This is a genomic window from Sphingomonas sp. SORGH_AS_0879, assembly GCF_030819175.1.
Taxonomy (GTDB): domain Bacteria; phylum Pseudomonadota; class Alphaproteobacteria; order Sphingomonadales; family Sphingomonadaceae; genus Sphingomonas.
The window spans coordinates 2,622,409-2,643,957 of record NZ_JAUTBJ010000002.1 but is presented as its reverse complement, the minus strand read 5'-3'; the positions used below and the strand labels follow the sequence as shown (position 1 = coordinate 2,643,957).

Sequence of the window (21,549 nt, the reverse complement as noted above, 5' to 3'; positions counted from 1 at the left end):
TGCGGGGGCTCATGCCGGTCCGCACGCTGCTCATCCGTGGCGGCTATCAGCGAGCGGTGCGCGCGCCCAATATCGGCGAGTTGCTCAGCTCGCCGATGGGCGCGAACGGATCACGGGTCCGGGCACGGTGCTGCGGCCTGAATTCGCGTCGCCGGTCTTCAACAGCCTGTCCTTCTCGGTCGACTATTACGACATCTCGATCCGCGATGTGATTTCGACGGCGGCGGGCAACACCGCACTCGCCAAATGCTATAACCAGGACGGCAGCAACCCGAGCTACAGCGTGGCCGACACCTTCTGCCAGCTGATCTCGCGCGACAATATCGGCGGCATCGCCAATGTCTCGCTGCCCTATCTCAATCCGGGCGGGTTGAAGACCAGCGGTGTCGACTTCCAGCTCGACTGGGCCGCGTCGCTGGGCAGCCTGGGCGAGGGGCGCTTCACGCTCAACTCGGTCGTCAGCTATCCGGGCAGCTATCAGATCAAGAACTTCGCGACGGATGCATTTCAGGAGTTCCGGGGCACGATCGACGCGGCCAATGCGCTTCCGCTGCCCCGCTGGCGCCATCTGAACGCGATGCGCGACGTCACGGCGGTGATCCGCCCGGCAAACCCTGCGTCCGGCGCGCCGGCCTGTGATCTGTTCGACCTGACCGCGCGGGTTCGCGTGAACGACGCCTATCAGTTCCGGTTCGGCGTCACCAATCTGTTCGACAAGGCACCGCTGGTGATCGCGGGTACTCCGGGCAATACGCTGCCCGGCACATAGGACGTTCTGGGCCGGTCCTTCTATGTCGGCGTCAAGGCACGGTTTTGATGTGCTTTCGGCCCGCCTCTCCGCAGGCGGGCCGATTTCTTCGGGAAAGATGATGTGGGTGGCGCCGCGATGCCGTTCAACAAGGCGAGCCACGCAGCGCGGTGATCTCCTCCGCGTCGCCGAGCATCAATCCGACGCGCTGATGCAGTCCGGTGGGCAGGATATCGAGGATTCGTGTTTCGCCATCGATCGCCGCGCCGCCCGCCTGTTCGATCAGATAGCTCATCGGATTGGCCTCGTACATCAGGCGAAGCCGGGCTTGTCCGGTGCGCGCGTCGCTGGGGTAGAGGAAGGTGCCACCGCGCTTCAGGATGCGGTGAACGTCGGCCACCATCGATCCGGTCCAGCGCATTGAATAGTCCCGGCCGCACGGCCCCTCGGTTCCGGCGACCCGGTCGTCGACGAAACGGGCGACGGCCTCCGACCATTGGCGCCGCCGCGCCGCGTTGATCGCGAATTCGGGCGTGCCGCCGGGCATCCGGATTGGGCCGTCGGTCAGGTTCCAGGACCCCACTTCACGGTTCAGCGTAAACTCGTACACACCGGTCCCGATCGACAGGATCAGCAGCGTCTGCGGGCCATAGATGGCATAGCCCGCCGCGACCTGCTCCGAACCGGGCTGGAGGAAATCGTCCTCACCGATCTCGCGACCCGCCGCGTCCGCCGGAGCCTTCAGCACCGAGAAGATCGTGCCGACCGACAGGCAGACATCGATGTTGCTCGACCCGTCGATGGGATCGAACAGCAACAGATATTCGCCCTTGGGATAGCGGTTGGGGATGCGGTGGATCGTCTCCATCTCCTCGGACGCCATCGCCGCCAGATGCCCGCCCCATTCATTGGCATCGAGCAGGAAGTCGTTGGCGATGACGTCCAGCTTCTTCTGGACCTCGCCCTGCACATTCTCGCTGCCCAGCGACCCCAGGACCTCACCCAACGCCCCCTTCGACACGGCATGGCCGACCGTCTTGCAGGCGCGCGCCACCGTCTCGATCAGCAGGCGCAACTCGCCGGGCAGTTGTGCGGGGCCGCGCTGCTGTTCGATCAGGAAGCGCGTGAGCGACATTCGTGGCATCATGGTCAGGCTCCGGGAACGGTGGAGGAGAGAGAAGGCGTCAGGGGCTCGCTGGAGCCGCGGGCGATCAGGCGCCCGGCCAGCACCACCTTGCGGACCGCCGCATCGGCATGGTCGAGTCGGTCGATCAGCATCGTCATGGCGGTGCGGCCGATCTCCTCGACCGGCTGCTCGATCACCGACAGGCCGCCGCCGACCAGATCCATCCACCCCTCATTGTCGAACCCGGCCAGCGCCATGTCGCCCGGCACCGACAGGCCGAGCCCGTGCAGCGTGCGCAGCACCGCCATCAGGGCCAGGCCGTTGCTGGCCACCAGCGCCTCGGGGCGGTCCGGGCGGGCGAGCCGGTCGGCGACGATCCGCGCCACCTCGCCATCGCCATGCGGCACGGCGATCGCCTCGGCCTCGAGGCCCAGCCGCCGCGCCGCTGCCTCGAAGCCCGTGCGGCGTTCCTCGCCGGTGCTGCTCGAAGCGCCGAACAGTCCAGCGATCCGGCGGAAGCCGCGCGCATGGAGATGCTCGACCAGCATCGCCGCCATCGCCGCATTGTCGAGCACCACGCAGTCATGCGCGATGCCGGGCGTGGTGCGATCGATCAGGATCATGGGATAATCGGGCTTGGTCTTGGCCAGTTTGGCCAGCCCCTGCCGGGTCGGTGCCAGGATGACGCCAGTGACGCGCTCGTCCTGCATCAGTTGCAGGTACATGGCCTCACGGACCGGATCCTCGTCGGTGTTGCACAGGATCACCCGCAGGCCACGCGCATAGGCCAGGTTCTCGATGACGCGCGAGACGGCGGTGAAGAACGGGTTGCGGATGTCCGCGACGACCAGCCCGATGGTGTTGGTATGCCGCGAGCGCAGCCGCCGCGCGGCAAGGTTTGGCCGATAGCCCGTCGAGCGCACCGCCGCGAGCACGCGGTCGCGCATCGCCTCATCGACGTTGCGGCCGCCCAGCACGCGCGAGACGGTCGCGGTCGAGACATTGGCGACTCGCGCTACATCCTTGATGCCTACCGTCATGGAAAACGTTCTCTCCTCTCCGCAGCGTGATCTGACGTCGCTTTCTGCCTTTTCATGCCCGCTCACCCGATTTGTGGCAAGCGCTATTGACTTAAATTGGAGAAAACGTTTTCTAGAGCAGCAAGCGATGATCAGAGTCGCGTCGGAGAGGCCCGAGAGACATGTCCACCCAAGCCCCACCCCCTGCCGTCCGCCCGGAGTTGATCCGGCTTGGGGCCATCGCGACCGACAAGCAGGACGCGATCCGCCAGGCGGGGCAAATGCTCGTCGCGGCGGGCTGTGTCGGGCCGCGCTATGAGGACAGCATGATCGCGCGCGAAGGCGTGGCGAACACCTATCTGGGCTCGGGCGTGGCGATCCCGCACGGCTTGGGCGAGGACAAGGGGTTGGTCCGCCGCGACGGAATCGCGGTCCTCCAGTTCGTTGACGGGATCGAATGGAATCCTGGTCAAGTCGCACATCTGGTCGTCGGCATCGCCGCCAGTTCGGACAGCCATATCGCAATCCTGCGCCGCCTGACCCGCCTGATCCAGGACGAGGCGCGGCTTCACCAGCTGGCGACCACGACCGACCCGTCACTGATCATCGCAGCGTTGCAGGATGATGCCGTCGACCAAAACCGGGCCCGCCTGCCGGCCGAGGATCTGGACGAGCGGGTGACCTGGACCGTCGATTATCCGACCGGCCTGCACGCCCGCCCCGCCGCCGCCTGGGCCGAAGCCGCCAAGGCGCTGCCCGTCGCCCTGCGCGTCCGCCACGACGCAGAAACCGCCGATCCGCGCAGCCTGGTCGCTCTCCTGCAACTCGGGCTGAAGGCGGGGGACGCGATCACCATCTCGGCGTCGGGCTCTGGTGCAAAGGCTGCGCTGGACAGCTTCCACGGCACGATCGCGCGCCTGACCACGCGCGAAAAGGCCGATGCCGCCCGCGCTGCCGAAAAGGCCGCCGCCGCCGTGCCGGTCCAGGGCTGGAAGCCGGTCGGCACGCCCGCGATGATAGCGGGTGTCGCGGCCAGTCCCGGCCTCGCGATCGGCGAGGTCCATGTCCTGGCCTCCGCCGAGCTGGACGTGGTCGACCATCCCGTCGACCTGGCGACCGGCGGCGCGCTGCTGGAGGGGGCGCTGGTCCGTACCCGCGCGCAGATGCAGCGGCTGATCGACGACACCACCCGCCGCCTGGGCGCGGGCGATGCGGCGATCTTCAAGGCGCAGGCGGGCCTGCTCGACGACACCGACCTGATCACGCTCACCTGCCAGCTGATGGTCGAGGGACATGGTGTCGCATGGGCCTGGCATCAGGCGATCGAGCGCATGGCGGGTCAGCTGTCGGCGCTGGGCAATCCGGTGCTGGCCGCGCGCTCGGCCGATCTGCGCGACATCGGGCGGCGCGTGCTGGCGCAGATCGACCCCGGTCTCGGTCTGGGCACGCTGGACGACCTGCCCGATGCGCCGTGCATTCTGGTCGCGGGCGATCTGGCGCCGTCCGACACCGCCGCGCTCGACACCAACCGCGTAGCGGGCATCGCCACCGCGCTGGGCGGGCCCACCTCGCACAGCGCCATTCTCGCCCGGACGCTCGGCCTGCCCTCGGTCGTGGCGGCGGGCGCGGACCTGTTGTCGCAGGCGGCGGGTGCTGTCGCGATCGTCGATGGCGATACCGGCCGCGTCTGGCTCGACCCGTCCGAGGCCGACCTGGCCTCGGCGCGCGAGTGGATCGCTGCCATCGCCGCACGCCGCGCCGCCGAGGAGGCCGAGCGCAGCCGCCCGGCGGTGACCCGCGACGGCCACAGCGTCGCCATCGCCGCCAATGTGAACCGCCCCGATCAGGTCGCCGAAGCGCTGGCGCAGGGTGGCGAGGGCGTCGGCCTGATGCGCACCGAGTTCCTGTTCCTAGAACGCGGCGACAGCCCCAGCGAGGACGAACAATTTGAAGTCTATCGCGCGATGATCGACGCGCTGGACGGCCGCCCGCTGATCGTCCGTACGCTCGATATCGGCGGCGACAAGCAGGTGCCGCATCTGCACCTGCCGAAGGAGGAGAACCCGTTCCTGGGTGTGCGCGGTGCGCGGTTGTTGCTGCGCCGCCCCGACCTGCTGGAGCCGCAACTGCGCGCGCTCTATCGCGCCGCCAGGGAGGGCGGCGACCTGTCGATCATGTTCCCGATGATCACCTCGGTCGCCGAGCTGCTGACCCTGCGCGAACGGTGCGAGGCGGTGCGCGTGGCGCTCGACGCGCCGGTGGTGCCGGTCGGCATCATGATCGAGGTGCCCGCCGCCGCCGTGCAGGCCCATGCGCTGGCGAAGCACGCCGATTTCTTCTCGGTCGGCACCAACGACCTGACCCAATATGCGCTCGCCATCGACCGGCAGAATCCCGAACTGGCGAGCGAGGCGGACTCGATGCACCCGGCCGTGCTGCGGCTGATCGCGATGACGGTGGAGGGCGCGCGGAAACATGATCGCTGGGTCGGCGTATGCGGCGGCCTGGCGGGCGATCCGTTCGGTGCGGCGCTGCTGACCGGGCTGGGCGTTACCGAGTTGTCGATGACCCCGCGGGACCTGCCCGCCGTCAAGGCGCGGTTGCGGGTCAGCGAGATGCCTTCGCTCCAGGCGCTCGCCGCCCACGCGCTGACCGTGGAGAGCGCCGCCGAGGTGCGTGCGCTGGACGTCGCACAGGTCGTCGAGATCCGCGAGAGGAGCGCCGCGTGATGCGTATCGCGACCGTCACCTTCAATCCCGCGATTGACCAGACGATCACGCTCGACCGGTTGGTGCCGGGCGAAGTGCACCGCGCCCGCTCGATCCGGCAGGATGCAGGCGGAAAGGGCGTCAATGTCGCCAGTTGCCTGGCCGATTGGGGTGCGCCGGTCACCACGTTCGGCCTGCTCGGCGAAGGCAATGCCGCGCTGTTCGAGATGCTGTTCGAGCAGAAGGCGATCCAAGACCGTTTCATACGCATCGCGGGCGACACCCGCGTCAACATGAAGATCGTCGACGATACGGACACCACCGACATCAACATGAGCGGTCCGGTGGTCGGCGAGGCCGATGTCGCCCAGGTCACGCAAGGCGTGGCGGCGTTCGCGGGCGAGGCCGCGCTGATCGTCCTGTCGGGCAGCCTGCCGCCCGGATGCGACCCGATCCTCTATGCCGAGATGGTCGCGACGCTGACCGCGCGCGGCGCGCGGGTGCTGCTCGACACCAGCGGCGCGCCGCTCACCCAGGCCCTGCGCGCCGATGTGCTGCCGATGATCGTCAAGCCCAATCGCCGCGAACTGGCCGCCTGGGCCGACACCTCGCTGGAGACCATGGCCGATGTCGTGGGGTGCGCCATCGCGCTGCATCGGCGCGGCGTGGCCTTGGTGGTCGTGTCGATGGGCGGGGACGGCGCGCTTTTCGTGTCGGAGGAAGGCGCGCTCGTCGCGCATCTGCCCGCCGGGGCGCTCGCCAGCACGGTGGGCGCGGGCGACGCGATGGTCGCGGGGCTGGCCGCCGGGATCGCCGAGGGCGCGGGGCTGGAGCGGATCGCGCGACTGTCGACCGCCTTCGCCGTCGCCAAGCTGGGGCGGCTGGGGCCGCATCTGCCCGATCTGGCAACCATCGACGCGCTGGCGGCGCAAGTGACGATCAGCGGAGCCGGGATCACCGGCCCGTCCATGGTGGGAGAGGACGCATGAAGAGGCTGTTGGCGATCGTCGACGCCGGGGACGCGGGCGTCACCGGCGTCCTGGCGGGTGAGGCACTGCGCCGCGCGGCGCGCGATGCGGGCCGGTCGATCGAGATCGAACTGCGCACCGCACAGGGTGTGGTCAATCCGGTCTCGGCCGGGCGTGACGACATGCTGCTGTTCGTCGGCACGGAAGGCAGCGCCGACGCGGCGACCCGCGAGCGCGCCGACCGGCTGCTGACGCTGGAGGCGGTGCTCGCCGATCCGGCCGCCGCGCTGGATGTCGGCGACAAGCCCGGCACGTCGACGAAGAAGGTCGTCGCCATCACCTCCTGCCCCACCGGTATCGCCCATACCTTCATGGCGGCGGAGGGGTTGCAGGAGGGCGCGCGGCAGCTGGGCTATGATATCCATGTCGAGACGCAGGGGTCGGTCGGCGCGGGCAACCCGCTGACGCCCGAACAGATCGCCGAGGCCGATGTCGTGATCATCGCCGCCGACCGCGAAGTCGACCGCGCGCGTTTCGCGGGCAAGCGGGTGCTGGCCAGCAATACCAAGCCTGCCATCACCGGCGGCGCGGCGCTGATCGAAAAGGCGCTGGCCGAGGCCAAGGTGCAGGGTGGCGCGACGACCGCCGCCAGCACCCCTGAGGCAACCGAGCGTGCCGGGCCGTACAAGCATCTGATGACCGGCGTGTCGTTCATGCTGCCCTTCGTGGTGGCGGGCGGCCTGCTGATCGCGCTCGCCTTCGCGCTGGGCGGCATCCACGCCAATGACGAGGCGAATGCGGGCACGCTCGCTTATGCCCTGTTCACCATCGGGGCCAAGGGCGGCTTCGCGCTGATGGTGCCCGCGCTTGCGGGGTACATCGCCTATTCGGTCGCCGACCGGCCCGGCATCGCGCCGGGCATGATCGGGGGGATGCTGGCGAGCAGCCTGGGTGCGGGCTTCCTGGGCGGCATCGTCGCAGGCTTCATCGCGGGGTACGGCGTCGATGCGCTCAACCGCGTCATCCGCCTGCCGAAGAACCTCCAGGGGTTGAAGCCGGTCCTGATCCTGCCGCTGCTCGGCACGCTGCTGACCGGCCTGCTGATGATCTATGCGGTCGGCACGCCGGTCGCCGCCGTGTTGTCCTTCCTGACCGAATGGCTGCGCGGAATGCAGGGGTCGAACGCGGTGCTGCTGGGGCTGATCCTGGGCGGCATGATGGCGTTCGACATGGGCGGGCCGGTCAACAAGGCGGCCTATGCCTTCTCGGTCGGACTGGTCGCCAGCCAGGTCTATACCCCGATGGCAGCGACCATGGCGGCGGGCATGACCCCGCCGCTCGCCATCGCGCTCGCCACCCGGCTGTTTGGCAACCGCTTCACGGCGGACGAGCGGGAGGCGGGCGCGGCGGCGGCGGTGCTCGGCCTGGCCTTTATCAGCGAGGGTGCGATCCCCTTCGCGGCGCGCGATCCGCTTCGGGTGATCCCGTCGCTGATGGCGGGTTCGGCGGTGGCGGGGGCGATCTCGATGGTCGCGGGCGTCGAACTGCGCGTGCCGCATGGCGGCGTCTTCGTGCTGCCGATCCCCGGCGCGGTCACGCATCTTGCCGCCTATGTCGTGGCGCTGGCGGCCGGAGTGGTGGTCAGCGCGGTGCTGGTCGGATTGCTCAAGCGCTCGGTGGCGCAGGTCTGACATCTGCGGCCTTCGGGTCGGACAAGAGTTTTCCAAGAGGGGAAAATGTCATGGCTGGAGTGAAGAGCCTCGCGGCGATCGCCGCGCTGGGCATGGGAATGGCTGCGTCCGGTGCGCGAGCGGAGGACGTGCCGCCCGCGACGGGGCCTGCGGCACCGCAGGTATCGCGTCAGGCGACCAAGACGGTGCCGGTGGTGCTGGGCCAGAAGAAGAAAGGCGTCGAGACCTATCAGCCGCTGGCCGATGACGGGATCACCCTGGCGCTCAACTATACCGGTGAGGCAGCGGCGAACACGACCGGCGGCTTTGCGCAGAAGGCCGCCTATACCGGGCAAATCTATGTCGGTGCGGACTTCGACTTCGACAAGATCGCCGGGATCAAGGACGGTGGCCTGCACCTGGCCATCACCAACCGCCACGGCCAAAGCCTGTCGCAGATCGCCATCGGCAACAACACCTCGGTCCAGGAAGTCTGGGGCACCCAGAACACCCATCTCGCCATTCTGACCTGGGAGCAGAAGCTGTTCGGCGGCGCGCTCGATATCGAGGCGGGCAAGAGCCAGGCGAACATCCATTTCCTGAACTCGCCCTATTATTGCCATTTCCAGACCAACTCGGCCTGCGGCAATCCGACCTTCGTCTTCAAGAACAGCAACTTCACCTATTTCCCGGCGTCGAGTTGGATGGCCAAGGCCAAGCTGACGGTGGCCGACCGATGGTTCGCCCATGCCGGCATCTACGAGGTCAATCCCAACCGCAAGCGGCCCGACGACAACGGTTTAAGCCTCAGCTTCAAGGGCGGCACCGGCTTCGTCGTGCCCTATGAGCTGGGCTATGCCTCCGACTATCAGACCGACCGGCTGCCGCGTCATTACATCCTGGGCGGCTGGATCGACCGTGGCGACTATGCCGATCCGCTGCGCGACGACCGGGGCGGAATTGCGATCCTGAGCGGACGGCCCGCCGCGACGCTCAAAGGCCGCAGCGGCCTCTATGTCCGGTTCGACCAGATGCTGACGCGACCGGACATGAATTCGCATCGCGGGTTGGGCGTGTTCGGTGTCGCCATGACCAACCTGTCCGGCCGGGTCGAGGAGCGGCATTTCCTGGAGCTGGGTCTGCTTCAGACCGGCACCTTCGCGGGTCGCGATCAGGACACGATCGGCTTCGTCATCAACCAGCAAAGCTTCTCCGATCTGGCCATGGAGCGAATGCGCGCGGCTCGTCTGGCGGCGGGTGGTGACGGCAACATCCGGCGCAACCAGTATATGATGGAACTGGCCTATGGCGCGCAGATCGGACCCGCCGTCCGCGTCTCGCCCAACATCCAGTATATCCTCCATCCCGACCAGACCGGAATGCCCTTCCGCCGGACGAGCATCCCCAATGCCCTGGTCTTCGGGTTCAAATTCACCATCGACGCGCCCACCCTGATAGCCGCCGCCCGCCGGTGACGGGTGCCATGGCCCGCTGAAGACCCTCTGGTGGCGCGTGGGGGATCAGGCTTTCGCGGAACAGTGGCGTGCTATGAAGTCGCCATGCGCGGGCATATGCCCGGTCGCAGCCCGGGTCACCGCCGCGATCCGTCCCAATCGCGCGCGCAGCTCGTCCATCGGCACGCTTTGCGCCAGCGGGTCATGGCCGCTGGCGACCAGCCCCTGTCCATCCATCACCGCCAGCCAGCTGGTCTTGGTGAACAGCTCGTCCGCCTCGCGATAGACGCGGCCCGTGCGGGCGTAGATGGCCAGCCGTTCGACCAGAGTCTCGGGGATGTCCATGCCCGCCAGTTCGCGCCAATAGGCGGTGTCGCGCCGCTCGGTCGCGTGGAAATGCAGGATCAGAAAGTCGCGGACACTGTCGAACTCCGCCGCCATCAGCCGGTTGTAGCGGCGCGTGTCCGCCGGCTCGAACGCCTGGGTGGGCAGCATTTCCAGCAGCCGCGCAATCCCCGCCTGGATCAGATGGATGCTGGTCGACTCCAATGGCTCCAGAAAGCCCCCGGCCAGGCCCAGCGCCACGCAGTTGCCGATCCAGAACCGGTCCCGCCGTCCGGTGCGAAAACGCAAGGGGCGCGGATCGGCCAGCGGCGCACCGTCGAGATGGGCCAGCAGCGTCGCGACCGCCTCGTCGTCGGACAGATGGCGGCTGGCATAGACCAGGCCGTTACCGGTGCGATGCTGAAGCGGGATGCGCCATTGCCACCCTGCGCCATGCGCGGTCGAGCGGGTGAAGGGCGTCGGCGGTCCGACATTGGCGGTGGGCACCGCGACCGCACGGTCATTGGGCAGCCAATGCCCCCAATCCTCGAACCCGGCGCCCAGAGCACCCTCGATCAGCAGGCCGTGAAAGCCCGAACAGTCGATAAAGAAATCGGCCGCGACCCGGCGCCCATCGGCCAGTACGACCGCTTCGATGAAATCGCGTGGGGCCCCGCGCTCGACCGACACGACACGGCCCTCCTCACGGCGAACGCCAGCGGCCTCGGCATGGCCGCGCAGGAAACGGGCATAGAGCGCGGCGTCGAAATGAAAGGCATAGCCGATATGCGCAAGCGGCGTATTGCCCGACTGGGGCCGCATGAACCGGCCCGCGCGCGCGGCGGCCGCACAGATCGAATAGGCTTCGAGCGGAAGGGCCTCCCCCGCCAGCCGCAGCCGCTGCCACATCGCCTCGAACGGCACCGCGCCCTTGTCGATGCCGTACACGCCAAAGGGATGGAAATAGCGATGGCCGGGTCGCCGCCAGTCGACGAACTCGATACCCAGCTTGAACGTGCCCTGCGTCGCGCGGACGAAATCGTCCTCATCGATGCCGAGCAGCGCGTTGAAGGCCTGGATCGGCGGGATGGTCGCCTCGCCGACGCCGACGGTGCCGATTTCCTCCGATTCGACCAAGGTGATCGTCGGTCCCCCAGGTCCCAGCACACGGGCGAGCGCGGCGGCCGCCATCCACCCGGCGGTGCCTCCGCCGATGATCGCGATCCGGCCGATGGGCGCGTCGTCGCTCATGCCGCCAGCCGACATTGCAGGAACAGGTTGCCGGTCAGCCGTCCCGCACTGGGGTCAGCAGCCCGGTCGGGAATGCGGGTGATGCGCCCCGAATGGAGCAGGTTCGCGCGGTAGAGGATCAGCCGGTCGGGCCTGGCGGCAATGGCATCGATCATTTCGAACGCGGCATCGCCATCGGAGCAGTAACCGGCGGGCGGTGGCGGATCGCTGGCACGGGCGGCGTGATATGAAGACAGGCGATCGGCATCCAGCGTCTCGAAGCCGGTGGCGCGATGGCGAAAAAACGCGGTGCCGTCCACGTTGCCCGGTGAGAGGAAGTGGACGGTGGCAAATTGCAGCCGGTCGGCGGTGTCGACATGCGGCACGCGTTGATCCTCGGATAATGCGGCGGGATCGGTGGTGACCAGCGAAAAATTGCCGCGCGCGCGGGCAGGGCGCACGGCGGTGCCGGTGAAATACGTCTCGATCAGCGGCAGGACCCGGCGCACCATCGCATCGACATAGGCGACCGGCGCAGGACCGAGCAGGCCAGGATAGGCGCTGCCCACTCCGGCGGCAGGGGCAAAGGCGGACCGCGTGGCGGCGAAATCGCGCAGATGCTCGACCCATCCGGTCGCACCGTCCAGAATGACGACCGGCTCGCGCTCATGGCCGATCTGGCGGACGGTCGGGATGGCATCGGCGGCGAATTCCAACACGGGCGGCATGGCCATGATCCTTCCTACCCCCTGTGCGAAAAAAGACCGGCATGGTCCGTCATCCAGACCATGCCGGCAGGCGGGGATCAATAGGTCGCGCGGAGCGACAGGCCGAAGCGGCGATCGTTCAGCTGATACTGAAGCGGCTGGCCCATCGTGCCGATGTACGTGACGTTCATGCGGTTGGTCAGGTTCACCGCATCGGCGGAGACCGCGATATGACTGTTCAGATTGACGCTGACCGAGGCATCGAGCGACGCATAGGGCTTGGCATATTGCGGCTGGTTCGTGCCCGCGCCGAACGTCTGGTCGAGATAGCTCGACCGCCAGTTATAGGCGAGGCGCGCGGTCAACGGCCCCTTTTCGTATAGGCCGATCAGATTGTAATTATGCTTGGACAGCTTCTCCAGCGGCAATTGCGTGTTGCCCGATCCGGCGATGGCGAACGGGTTGGTGACGTTGGAGTCGACATAGGTGTAATTCGCCTGCACGCCGAAGCCGCTGAGCAGGCCGGGCAGGAAGTCGAAGAACTGCTGATAGCCGATCTCGGCCCCCTTGACCGTGCCCTTGCCTGAATTCAGAACGGTGTTGACGTCATAGGCGCGCCCCTGAAAATTCTGGACGATCACGCCGCTGGCCAGGAAGCCGTCGACCTTCTTGTAGAAGAGACCGCCGGTCAGCGATCCGGCCGGCGCGAAATACCATTCCGCGGTCACGTCGAAATTGTTCGATGAGATCGGCCGCAGGCGCGGATTGCCCGAATTGGCGCTGGGACGGCCGGTGATCGGATTGATCTGATTGGGGTTGTTCAGCGTCAGGTTGGTCGACAATTGATCGAAATTCGGCCGCGCCAGCCCCTTGGAATAGGCGAAGCGCATCTGGAATTCTTCGGTGATCCGCGCCCGCAGGTTCACGCTGGGCAGCGCGCGGGTATAGCTGTTCTGGATCGAGAGCGGCGAACTGGTCCCGTCGGAATTGAACTGGGTGCCGAACGAGGTCAGGTCGGTCTTGACCAGCCGGACACCGATGCCGCCATCGAAACGCAGGCCCGCGCCTTCGAAGGCATAATCGACCGCGCCCCAGGCGGTGTAGGTCTTCTCGGTCTGCGAATTCAGGTCGCCCGGTGCGAAGGCATCCTTCGTCTGGGCTCCAAAGAGGGCATAGAGCGCCTTGGTCTGCGCCCAGACCCCGTCGCCGGCGGGGAAGGCGGGGTAGAGGAAGCCGCCGGTCACGCTGCGTCCGTCGAAGAAGTTCTTGGACGGACCCGGCATCGCCAGCTGGGGATTGCGGCTGAGCGGGATCAGCGCGGTTCCGTCCGGCGCCGAACAGGACCGATCCGGCCCGGTGGCATAGAGGCAGACGCCGTTCCAGGTGCCACGCAGATCGATCGAATTGTCCGAATAGCGTGCGCCCCCGCGCAATTTTTGCAGGAAGCCGCCCTCCAGATCATATTCGATGTCATAGGCCAGGGCGAGCGTGTCGGCGTCGTTGCGCTGCAATGCGTCGGCGATGAACGGCGTTCTGTAATTGGCCGGATTGCTGAGCAGCGCCTTGTCGCGCACGTCCCATTGCGGACGGCTGCCGCGCAGGTCGAAGTCGATGATCGACGGGTGCGGCGACCCGGTGGGCGTATTCTGCCCGGCAGCGGTAAACAGCGACAGGACATGGCCGTTGCGGTCGGCGTTGTAATAGCTCTTCAGATACTGGGCATCGAAATGGACCTTGGCCCGGTCCGTCGCCTGCCACTCGGCGGCCAGGGTGAAGTTCTGGCTCTGGCTCCACAATTCCTGATCGAAACGGCCGGTTTCGAAATTCTGCCCGCGCAGCGAGCCGGAGGTCGCATAGCCTTCGTTGTTGAAGGTGAAGGTCGAGCCGGGCAGCGGGTTGGACTCGCTCCCGCCATTGACCGTGTAATAATAGGCGCCGCGCCGGTTGAACCAGTATTTCGCGAGCTGATACTGGCCGGTGATCAGCAGATTGTCGGCGGCCTGCCACTGCACCGCGCTGGCGATACCCAGGCGACGGCGATCGCCCAGGTCGTCATAGACCTGCATACCCATCGGCGCCCTGGCATTGGCAGGCGCACCTGAAATGCTGGCGGCCGGGATCGGCTGCTGCGGGTTCGCGAGGATTCCGTCCTGGCGGTAATGGCTGGTCGAATAGACGGCGTTGAAGAGGAAACCGATCTCCCCGATGCCGGTGTCGAAGCGGTTGCTGTACAGGCCCGAGGCCGAATAGCCGAACTTGTCGACGCGGTCATAATAGTTGCCGCGCAGCGTACCGCTGATCGTCTGGCCCGGCTGGTCGAAGGGCAGGCGGGTGCGCAGGTTGACTGCGGCGCCGACGCCGCCCTCGATGATATTGGCGGGCGCGTTCTTGTAGACGTCGATACCGCCCAGCAGTTCGGGCGGAATCCCCTCCAGATCGAAGGCGCGGCCACCCGATGCCGAATAGATGGCGCGACCGTCGAGGAAATTCTGCACCTGGGTCAGGCCGCGCACGGTGATGGCGGGCGATGTGCGGTGATCGAAGTCGGTCGCGCCTTCGCCGTACCGACGCTGGATCTGGACGCCCGTGATGCGCTGCAGCGCCTCGGTCGTGTTGGCGTCGGGCAGCTTGCCGATATCCTGGGCCTGCACCGAGTCGATGATCTGATTGGCGTTGCGCTTCAAAGCCTGGGCCGAGCGCAGCGACTCGCGCACGCCGGTGACGACGATGTCCTGATCCGAAACGCCCTGTTCGGCCACCTGCGACGCGTTCAGCGCGCCGGTCGGCTGGCTGGGGTCGCGGCCCTGCTCGACCCGAAGCTCGGCACCGCGCTTTGGCGGTGCGACGGCGGCCTGTGCGTTGGCGATGTTGTGAATGCCACCCGTCGCGATCGCAACGATGGACGCGCCGAACAGCCAGCGCGATGCAATATCTCGCATATATCCTCCCCCAATGTCCGTCCGCTACCCTGCGGCTCGCGTCCTCATTGGCATAAATGAAAATGCCTGACAAATGAAATTGAATGAAAGTGATAGCATTTTTGCTCCAGGCGTAACATAATGATTTATTTGCCGAATTTTTGATTAACTCACGGCGTCGTCGATTTCGAATGTCAGTCCATAACGCGGCAGGGGACCAAATGAACTCGCTTTAATTGTCGTGAAATCGGGGTGTTCTGCGTAGGATTTCGCAGATTTATCAGTAGTTTGCTTGTCGGTGACTCAGAGGGCTGCCTCAGATTGGTGCCAATAGCGCCTTGGGGCGTCCAGCGACTATAGCCGAGAAGCCCAACGGCTCGCCGGTTCCAACGAGGGCAAAAGCCTGAAGTCTGACAATTGCTGTATGCTGATGGCCGTGTTCAGGTTGGCAGGGTGAGGGCGGATCATCCAGCGCAATCGCTCCGCTGTCTGACGACGTGCCGCATCCAGGGACATAAGTTTGTCCGCCCTAACACTACTTTGGCAGAGTAGGGGAACTGGTGGAATCGTCGTTGATTCCGGTGGCATGAAGATGCTGACCGGGACGATGCGTGATGGTTGCGAGGGATAGCTGGCGGCAAGATCTGGAGACGTGGCTGGCGCCGTTTCTCGCCGAGCTGACGCACCCGGCGCAGCGGCGGATGTGTCCGACCTACATCGCCGGCCTGATCGGCCCGGGCGACCGCAAGAGCATCCAGCCGCTGGCGGCGCGAACGGAGGATGCCGGCTACGACCAGCTGCACCATTTCATCGCCAGCGGGACATGGGACGCAGCGCCGCTCGAGCGCCGGCTGCTGGCGGAGGCGGACCTGCTGGTCGGCGATGCGAAGGGCTTTCTCGTCATCGATGACACCGCGCTGCCGAAGAAGGGACGCGCCTCGGTCGGCGTGGCGCCGCAATATGCGTCGTCGCAGGGCAAGACCGCGAACTGCCAGTCGCTGGTGTCAGTGACGCTGGCATCGCGCGAGGTGCCGGTGATGGTGGGGCTGCGCCTGTTCCTGCCGGAGAACTGGACGAGCGATCCGGCACGTATGAAGCGTGCACGGGTGCCGGCCGGACGACAGGCCGCGATGAGCAAGCCCGAGATCGCCATCGCCGAGATCGACCGGGTGATGGCCGCGGGCGTTCGGTTCGGATGCGTGCTGGCCGATGCGGGATACGGCTCGGGAACGGCGTTCCGCCAGGCGCTGAGCGAGCGGGGATTGTCATGGGCGGTGGGCCTGTCATCCCGGCAGACCGTCTATGCACCCGATGTTGAACTGACCTTTCCGCAGGCTCAAGGCGGACGTCCGCGCAAATATCATATTCCTGACCGGGCGCCGGTATCGGTGGCCGACATGCTTGCCGACGAGCCGTGGCGCAAGGTCGCCTGGCGCCGCGGCACGAAGGGGCGGCTCACCTGCCTGTTCGCTGCCCGACGCGTCCGGATCGCCGAGGGCCATCGGCACCGCATGGCTGACAACCGTGTCCAGGCCATGCCCGGTGAGGAAGTCTGGCTGGTTGGCGAACGACGGTCGAGCGGCGAGCGCAAATACTACGTATCCAATCTCCCGCCCGATACGCCGCTGCGGCAGCTTGCCGCTGCCATCAAGGCGCGGTGGGTCTGCGAACAGGCCCACCAGCAGCTCAAGGAGGAACTGGGGCTCGACCATTTCGAAGGGCGATCATGGCCGGGGTTGCATCGACATGCCTTGATGACGATGCTCGCCTACGCCTTCCTGCAATCCCGCCGCCTCAAAGCTGCGGGACGGAAAAAAAAGAGTCGGAGGACCGCCCCCGCAACCAACCCTGCCTGCCATCCGGCAGGCGATCCTCGACTGGCTGGCACGACCACCGTCAATGCACTGCCCGCACTGTAATAAGCAGCTGATAACCGCCGACAAACCTACTCTGCCAAAGTAGTGCTAAGGTATATGATCCCGGCATTTGATGCTGCGGGTTTGATGCAAAGCGTGCGGTTTCGCTTTGCCCTGCTTTGCAGACGGTTTCGTGAGGTATGAGGCCTTTGAGGGTCTCGAGCCTGCGTCCGAAGTTGTAGGCAGCGACGAAGTCGCCGAGATGCTGTCGAAGCTGGTCGCGGCTGTCATAATGGTAGCGCTTGACGGTCGCTTCCTTGATGGTGCGGTTCATCCGCTCCACCCCGGCCTTCGCCGGGGCAGGCTCTGCTCGTTGGTCCAGGGATGCTCCACCTTGGTCAGGCGATGTTCGATGCCGTTCTCGTCGCAGACGCGGTCGAAGATGTGGTGGAAGGCGTATTTGTCGCAGGCACGATTGGTGAATTGGATGCCATTGTCCGTCAGCACAGTGTGGATACGGTAGGCACAATCGCGTTCAACCCTTACGCCATCGTTCGATGGCCTGATCATATGCCGCTTGTGCTTCGTCGCGTATCGCTCGGAGTTTATCTTCCTCGCGGCGTTGTTGTCGCTGGAGATCGGCGCGGGCGCGCTGTGCGGCCTCGACCCGTGCCTTGGCGGCGGCATCCGCCTCGCGATGATGTTTCACCGCGTCCTGTAATGACCTCTCGGCCTTTTCCAATTCACTAGCTGATGGCTTGGGTTTCTCAGGTGCAGCCTTGTCTGTGCGAGCCTTTGCAGACCGTATCCTGCCCTTGGATGGTCGGTCGGGAGGTAGTGCGGCGAATTGCTCCGCCTCCGAACCACGCAGGCGTCGAACGACTTCACCGGGCCTGGCCAGCGCTTCCTTCATCAACTCCGGATCGGTGACCTCGGACGCCGCGCCCCGCGCGAAGAGATCGCGATCACTCCCCCAGGCCCGCAATGCCGCCGCCCGGCTGGGGGCGGCCACCAGGGCATCATGAAAGCCGATCGCCGTGGTGAACACCTTGAGTTTCGGCGCCTTTGCCATCCAACGCTCCTTTTCCGGGCGAACTCCCACAGCCTGTCGTGCGTTGCACGGGGGCAAGGAGAACCGGCATGGCCGCACGCGCTTACTGGCAGGGACAGATCAAGCTCGCCTTGGTCTCGATCCCGGTGGAAATCTACTCCGCGACCCGCTCGGGTGCGACCGTCTCGTTCAAGCAAATCCACGAACCCAGCGGCAAACCGATCCATTACGAGAAGGTGGTGACCGGCATCGGACCCGTGGACAAAGACGAGATCATGAAGGGCTATGAGGTAGCCAAAGGCGAATATGTGCTGTTGGAACAGGACGAGATCGATGCGGTCAAGCTGGAGAGCAAGAAGACGCTGGAGCTGACGCAATTCGTCGACGTGGACGCGGTCGACGTGCTCTATTATGAGAAGCCCTTCTTCGTGGTGCCAGCCGATGATCTGGCGAACGAGGCGTTCATCGTGCTGCGCGAGGCCCTGAAGCGAACCCGCAAGGTCGGGCTGGGGCAACTGGCGCTCAGGGGTCGTGAATATGTGGTAAGCCTGAAGCCATCGGGGCGGGGCATGGTTCTGGAAACGTTGCGCTACGCCGACGAAATGGAGAAGGCTCAGGGCTATTTCCGGGAGATCCCCGATGACGAGCCCGAAGGCGAGTTGTTGGAACTGGCGGAGGCGCTGATCGATCGAAAGAGCGGGCCGTTTCACCCGCAGGAATATCATGACCGCTATGTCGATGCGCTTCGCGACCTGATCGAACGCAAGCGCAAGGCCAGGGGCAAGAAGATCATCGAGGATGACGGGGAGGACAAGGCGACCAAGGGCAGCAATGTCGTCGACCTGATGGCGGCTCTGCGTCAGTCGATGGGCGGCAAGGGCGGCGCGTCATCGGCGAAGAAACCGGCCCAGAAGAAACCGGTTGCGAAGAAGCCGGCGTCCGGCAAGTCGAGCAAACATGTGGCGAAGAAACGTGCCTAAGCGCGCGGCCAAGGCGGAGTCGCCCCTGCTTGCGACCTACAACGCCAAGCGGGACTTCGCCCGTACCGCCGAGCCCGCCGGGACGCTCGAGCCCGGGCATGGCAACCTCTTCATGGTCCAGAAGCATGACGCCACCCGGTTGCACTGGGACTTGCGACTGGAAATGGATGGCGTGCTGAAGAGTTGGGCGGTGACGCGCGGCCCCAGCCTCGATCCCGCCGAAAAGCGGCTGGCGGTCCGCACGGAGGATCATCCGCTGTCCTATGCGACCTTCGAGGGTACGATCCCCGCCGGCGAATATGGCGGCGGCACGGTGATGTTATGGGATCGCGGCACCTGGTCGCCGGTCGCGGGCAAGTCCGCGTCGGACATCGACGCTGGCCACCTCCACTTCGTGCTGCATGGGGAGCGGATGCGGGGCGAATGGATGCTGATCCGCCTGAAGCCGCGCGGCAAGGAGCGGCGCGAGAACTGGTTGTTGCGCAAGGTGCGGGATGCGGAGGCCGGGGGCACCGACGTGCTGGTCGAAGAGGCGCTGACCAGTGTCGCCACCGGACGAACGATGGCGGAGATCGCAGACGGACGACCCGCACGCTCATCCAAAAGGAAGGTCGCGGCGGCCGGTCGCGCCTCGCCACCGCGCACGCGCCGGGGCAAGCCGACATTGCCGTCGTTTCGCAAGCCCCAGCTATGCACCCTACAAGACACCGTCCCCACCGGCACCGCATGGCTGCATGAGATCAAGTTCGACGGCTATCGCGTGCTGGTGGCAATTGCCGATGGCCGAGCGAGGATATTCACCCGCACGGGCCTCGACTGGACCGACAAGTTTCCCGACATCGCCCATGCCGCAGTCCGGTTGACCGGCACCGCGCTGATCGATGGCGAGGCGGTGGCGTTCAAGGACGGTCGGCCCGACTTCTCGACGCTGAAGAACGCGATCGGGGAGGGTGGCGAGACCGTGCTGATCGCGTTCGACCTGCTGGAGCAGGATGGCGAGGATCTGACCGCGCTTCCGACGCTGGAGCGGAAGGAACGGCTACGCTCGCTGCTGGCCGATGCGCCCGCCGACATCCGCTTTTCCGAACATGTGATCGGCCAGGGAGAGGCGCTGTTGGATCAGATGTGCCGCGACGGGTTGGAAGGCGTGGTGTCGAAGCGCGCGGATGCGCCCTATCGCTCCGGCCGCACGCGTGCCTGGGTCAAGGTCAAATGCGTCAAGCGGGATGCCTATGCGATCGTGGGCTGGCTGCCATCGGACAAGCGCCGTGGCTTCAAATCGCTGCTGCTGGGGCGAGAGGGGCCGGACGGCTACGTCTTTGCGGGCAAGGTCGGTACCGGGTTCGATCTGGCGACGATGGAAGCGCTCCGCCTCAAACTGGAGCGTATCGAGCGGAAGACGCCGACCGTGGTCGCGCCCAGGGCGGCGGTGAAGGGCGCTCACTGGGTGACGCCCAGCCTATCGGCCGACATCGCCTATGCGGAGATGACCCCGGATGGATTACTGCGCCATGCCAGTTTCATCGGGCTGACCGGCCGCCGGGGCGCGACGGCCCCCGACCCATCTCCCACGTCTGAGACCGGCGTGGCCATCACGCATCGCGGCCGGGTCGTCTTTCCCGAAACGGGCATCAGCAAGGGCGATCTCGCGGACTATTATGCGACGATCGCTCCCGTGATGCTGCCGTTCATGCGCGACCGCCCCGTCAGCCTGGTCCGCTGCCCGCAGGGGCGGGGGCGGAAATGCTTCTTCCAGAAGCATGACGCCGGCAGCTTCGGCGACCATGTCCGCCGCGTGTCGATCCAGGACAAGGACGGCGACGCCGACGATTATCTCTATGTCGACGATATCGATGGGGTGATCGCCTGCGTGCAGATGGGGGCGATCGAATTCCACGGCTGGGGTTCGAGGGTGTCGCAGGTCGAGACGCCGGACCGCATGGTGTTCGATCTGGACCCCGACGAAGGACTGGCTTTCACCGAAACCAGGCGCGCGGCGGAACGTCTTAAGGAGCAACTGGCCGAGCTGGGCCTGACCAGCTTTCCCATGCTGTCCGGGGGCAAGGGCATCCACGTCATCGTTCCGCTCACGCCCAAGGCGACATGGCCCGAGGTGAAGAGCTTCGCCGAGCGGTTCGCAAAGGCGCTCGCCGCGGCCGATCCCGAGCGTTTCGTGGCAAGCATGGCCAAGTCGAAGCGATCCGGGCGCATCTTCATCGATTGGCTCCGTAACCAGCGCGGCAGCACCGCGGTCATGCCCTATTCTGTACGCGCGCGGGACAATGCCCCGGTCGCTGCACCAGTGTCATGGACCGAGTTGCGAGAGATCGAGACGGCCGGAGTATGGACGCTGCGCGATACGGACATGCTTCTGCGCCGTGCCGCCAGCGCCGCGCTGGCCGGATGGGGAATGGCTCGTCAGACATTGCCGGATGTCTAGGTTCCGGGTGTATCAAACGGCTTGCGTGCGGAGCGATGCATGACCCCGTCCGATCGAGTGGTGCTGCTAGGATAGGCTGACGCCGCGAGGCGGTCTGCGCCCATCGGGGTCAGGAAGTGGCCGACGATGCGCCGATCAATTCGATCATGACGGCTCCCGGCTGCGTCGCTGGCCTGACCCTGTTCGTCCGCTCGTTCGTGCGGTATCGGACGCCGGTCCTGATCGAGGACCCGTCGTCCTTCGCCCATGTTGCGGTGTTGCGGTGTTGCTGGCGCAAGGCGCGGAAATCTATCGCATCCCGCGTGAGGCGGACGGTCCGAACCTGGAGGTGCCGCGCCTGATGTGCGAGC

Annotated in this window: 14 protein-coding genes and 1 pseudogene; 8 read left to right on the top strand and 7 right to left on the bottom strand. The window is 66.1% G+C overall.

Annotation, left to right across the window (positions count from 1 at the left end; genetic code table 11):
* Positions 1-127 precede the first annotated feature (127 nt).
* Positions 128-769, top strand: coding sequence for a TonB-dependent receptor (locus tag QE379_RS13030; protein ID WP_307001035.1), 642 nt, complete (start codon positions 128-130; stop codon positions 767-769).
* Positions 770-893: 124 nt separating this feature from the next.
* Here QE379_RS13030 and QE379_RS13025 read toward each other — a convergent pair whose 3' ends face one another.
* Both QE379_RS13025 and QE379_RS13020 read right to left on the bottom strand, forming a co-directional pair.
* On the bottom strand, positions 894-1,892 hold the full coding sequence (locus QE379_RS13025; protein WP_307003212.1) for a class 1 fructose-bisphosphatase: 999 nt from the start codon (positions 1,890-1,892) through the stop codon (positions 894-896).
* A gap of 5 nt (positions 1,893-1,897) precedes the next feature.
* A complete protein-coding gene (locus tag QE379_RS13020) occupies positions 1,898-2,914 on the bottom strand; it encodes a LacI family DNA-binding transcriptional regulator (RefSeq protein WP_307001033.1) in 1,017 nt (338 codons plus the stop codon).
* Positions 2,915-3,075: 161 nt separating this feature from the next.
* On the opposite strand from QE379_RS13020, the gene ptsP reads away from it, so the two are divergent.
* The 4 genes from ptsP to QE379_RS13000 are packed head-to-tail and all read left to right on the top strand — an operon-like array spanning position 3,076 to position 9,714.
* A complete protein-coding gene (gene ptsP, locus QE379_RS13015; RefSeq protein ID WP_307001031.1) occupies positions 3,076-5,622 on the top strand; it encodes a phosphoenolpyruvate--protein phosphotransferase in 2,547 nt (848 codons plus the stop codon).
* Positions 5,622-6,590 (top strand): 1-phosphofructokinase, encoded by a 969-nt coding sequence (pfkB, locus tag QE379_RS13010; protein ID WP_307001029.1) that lies wholly within the window; start codon positions 5,622-5,624, stop codon positions 6,588-6,590. Before ptsP ends, pfkB begins: the two co-directional genes overlap by 1 nt.
* Positions 6,587-8,260: a fructose-specific PTS transporter subunit EIIC gene (locus tag QE379_RS13005; protein WP_307001027.1), complete on the top strand. Its 1,674-nt coding sequence runs from the start codon at positions 6,587-6,589 to the stop codon at positions 8,258-8,260. Before pfkB ends, QE379_RS13005 begins: the two co-directional genes overlap by 4 nt.
* 50 nt (positions 8,261-8,310) lie before the next feature.
* A complete protein-coding gene (locus QE379_RS13000; RefSeq protein ID WP_307001024.1) occupies positions 8,311-9,714 on the top strand; it encodes a carbohydrate porin in 1,404 nt (467 codons plus the stop codon).
* Positions 9,715-9,759: 45 nt separating this feature from the next.
* Here the strand turns inward: QE379_RS13000 and QE379_RS12995 are convergent, their stop codons facing one another.
* From QE379_RS12995 to QE379_RS12985, 3 genes are all read right to left on the bottom strand, one after another.
* Complete coding sequence (locus QE379_RS12995; protein WP_307001023.1) at positions 9,760-11,268, bottom strand: tryptophan halogenase family protein; 1,509 nt, start codon at positions 11,266-11,268, stop codon at positions 9,760-9,762.
* A complete protein-coding gene (locus tag QE379_RS12990) occupies positions 11,265-11,981 on the bottom strand; it encodes a DUF6445 family protein (RefSeq protein WP_307001022.1) in 717 nt (238 codons plus the stop codon). Before QE379_RS12990 ends, QE379_RS12995 begins: the two co-directional genes overlap by 4 nt.
* A gap of 71 nt (positions 11,982-12,052) precedes the next feature.
* Positions 12,053-14,893, bottom strand: coding sequence for a TonB-dependent receptor (locus QE379_RS12985; RefSeq protein WP_307001020.1), 2,841 nt, complete (start codon positions 14,891-14,893; stop codon positions 12,053-12,055).
* A 593-nt stretch (positions 14,894-15,486) separates the two neighbouring features.
* Between QE379_RS12985 and QE379_RS12980 the strand changes: the two genes are divergently transcribed.
* Positions 15,487-16,791 carry an IS701 family transposase gene (locus QE379_RS12980; RefSeq protein ID WP_307000416.1) on the top strand — a complete coding sequence of 435 codons (1,305 nt, stop codon included), beginning with the start codon at positions 15,487-15,489 and terminating at the stop codon, positions 16,789-16,791.
* Here QE379_RS12980 and QE379_RS12975 read toward each other — a convergent pair.
* Positions 16,769-17,250: pseudogene (locus QE379_RS12975) on the bottom strand (integrase core domain-containing protein); the annotation flags it as partial. The gene QE379_RS12980 and the pseudogene QE379_RS12975 sit on opposite strands and share 23 nt — an antisense overlap.
* Before the next feature lie 13 nt (positions 17,251-17,263).
* The gene (locus tag QE379_RS12970; protein ID WP_307001019.1) at positions 17,264-17,800 is read right to left on the bottom strand and encodes a hypothetical protein; all 537 of its coding nucleotides are present in this window, start codon (positions 17,798-17,800) and stop codon (positions 17,264-17,266) included.
* 68 nt (positions 17,801-17,868) lie between these two features.
* On the opposite strand from QE379_RS12970, the gene QE379_RS12965 reads away from it, so the two are divergent.
* On the top strand, positions 17,869-18,759 hold the full coding sequence (locus QE379_RS12965) for a Ku protein (protein ID WP_307001018.1): 891 nt from the start codon (positions 17,869-17,871) through the stop codon (positions 18,757-18,759).
* Positions 18,737-21,199 carry a DNA ligase D gene (ligD, locus tag QE379_RS12960; RefSeq protein ID WP_373461784.1) on the top strand — a complete coding sequence of 821 codons (2,463 nt, stop codon included), beginning with the start codon at positions 18,737-18,739 and terminating at the stop codon, positions 21,197-21,199. The genes QE379_RS12965 and ligD overlap by 23 nt, the downstream gene beginning before the upstream one ends.
* Positions 21,200-21,549 lie beyond the last annotated feature (350 nt).

Bases quoted from the DNA above. Each gene is read 5' to 3' on its own strand.
- QE379_RS12995 (WP_307001023.1), bottom strand. From the start codon at position 11,268: ATGAGCGACGACGCGCCCATCGGCCGGATCGCGATCATCGGCGGAGGC.
- QE379_RS12985 (WP_307001020.1), bottom strand. From the start codon at position 14,893: ATGCGAGATATTGCATCGCGCTGGCTGTTCGGCGCGTCCATCGTTGCG.
- QE379_RS13005 (WP_307001027.1), top strand. From the start codon at position 6,587: ATGAAGAGGCTGTTGGCGATCGTCGACGCCGGGGACGCGGGCGTCACC.
- QE379_RS12980 (WP_307000416.1), top strand. From the start codon at position 15,487: ATGGTTGCGAGGGATAGCTGGCGGCAAGATCTGGAGACGTGGCTGGCG.
- ligD (WP_373461784.1), top strand. From the start codon at position 18,737: ATGTGGCGAAGAAACGTGCCTAAGCGCGCGGCCAAGGCGGAGTCGCCC.
- QE379_RS13020 (WP_307001033.1), bottom strand. From the start codon at position 2,914: ATGACGGTAGGCATCAAGGATGTAGCGCGAGTCGCCAATGTCTCGACC.
- QE379_RS12990 (WP_307001022.1), bottom strand. From the start codon at position 11,981: ATGGCCATGCCGCCCGTGTTGGAATTCGCCGCCGATGCCATCCCGACC.
- QE379_RS13025 (WP_307003212.1), bottom strand. From the start codon at position 1,892: ATGCCACGAATGTCGCTCACGCGCTTCCTGATCGAACAGCAGCGCGGC.
- QE379_RS12965 (WP_307001018.1), top strand. From the start codon at position 17,869: ATGGCCGCACGCGCTTACTGGCAGGGACAGATCAAGCTCGCCTTGGTC.
- QE379_RS12970 (WP_307001019.1), bottom strand. From the start codon at position 17,800: ATGGCAAAGGCGCCGAAACTCAAGGTGTTCACCACGGCGATCGGCTTT.
- QE379_RS13000 (WP_307001024.1), top strand. From the start codon at position 8,311: ATGGCTGGAGTGAAGAGCCTCGCGGCGATCGCCGCGCTGGGCATGGGA.
- pfkB (WP_307001029.1), top strand. From the start codon at position 5,622: ATGCGTATCGCGACCGTCACCTTCAATCCCGCGATTGACCAGACGATC.
- ptsP (WP_307001031.1), top strand. From the start codon at position 3,076: ATGTCCACCCAAGCCCCACCCCCTGCCGTCCGCCCGGAGTTGATCCGG.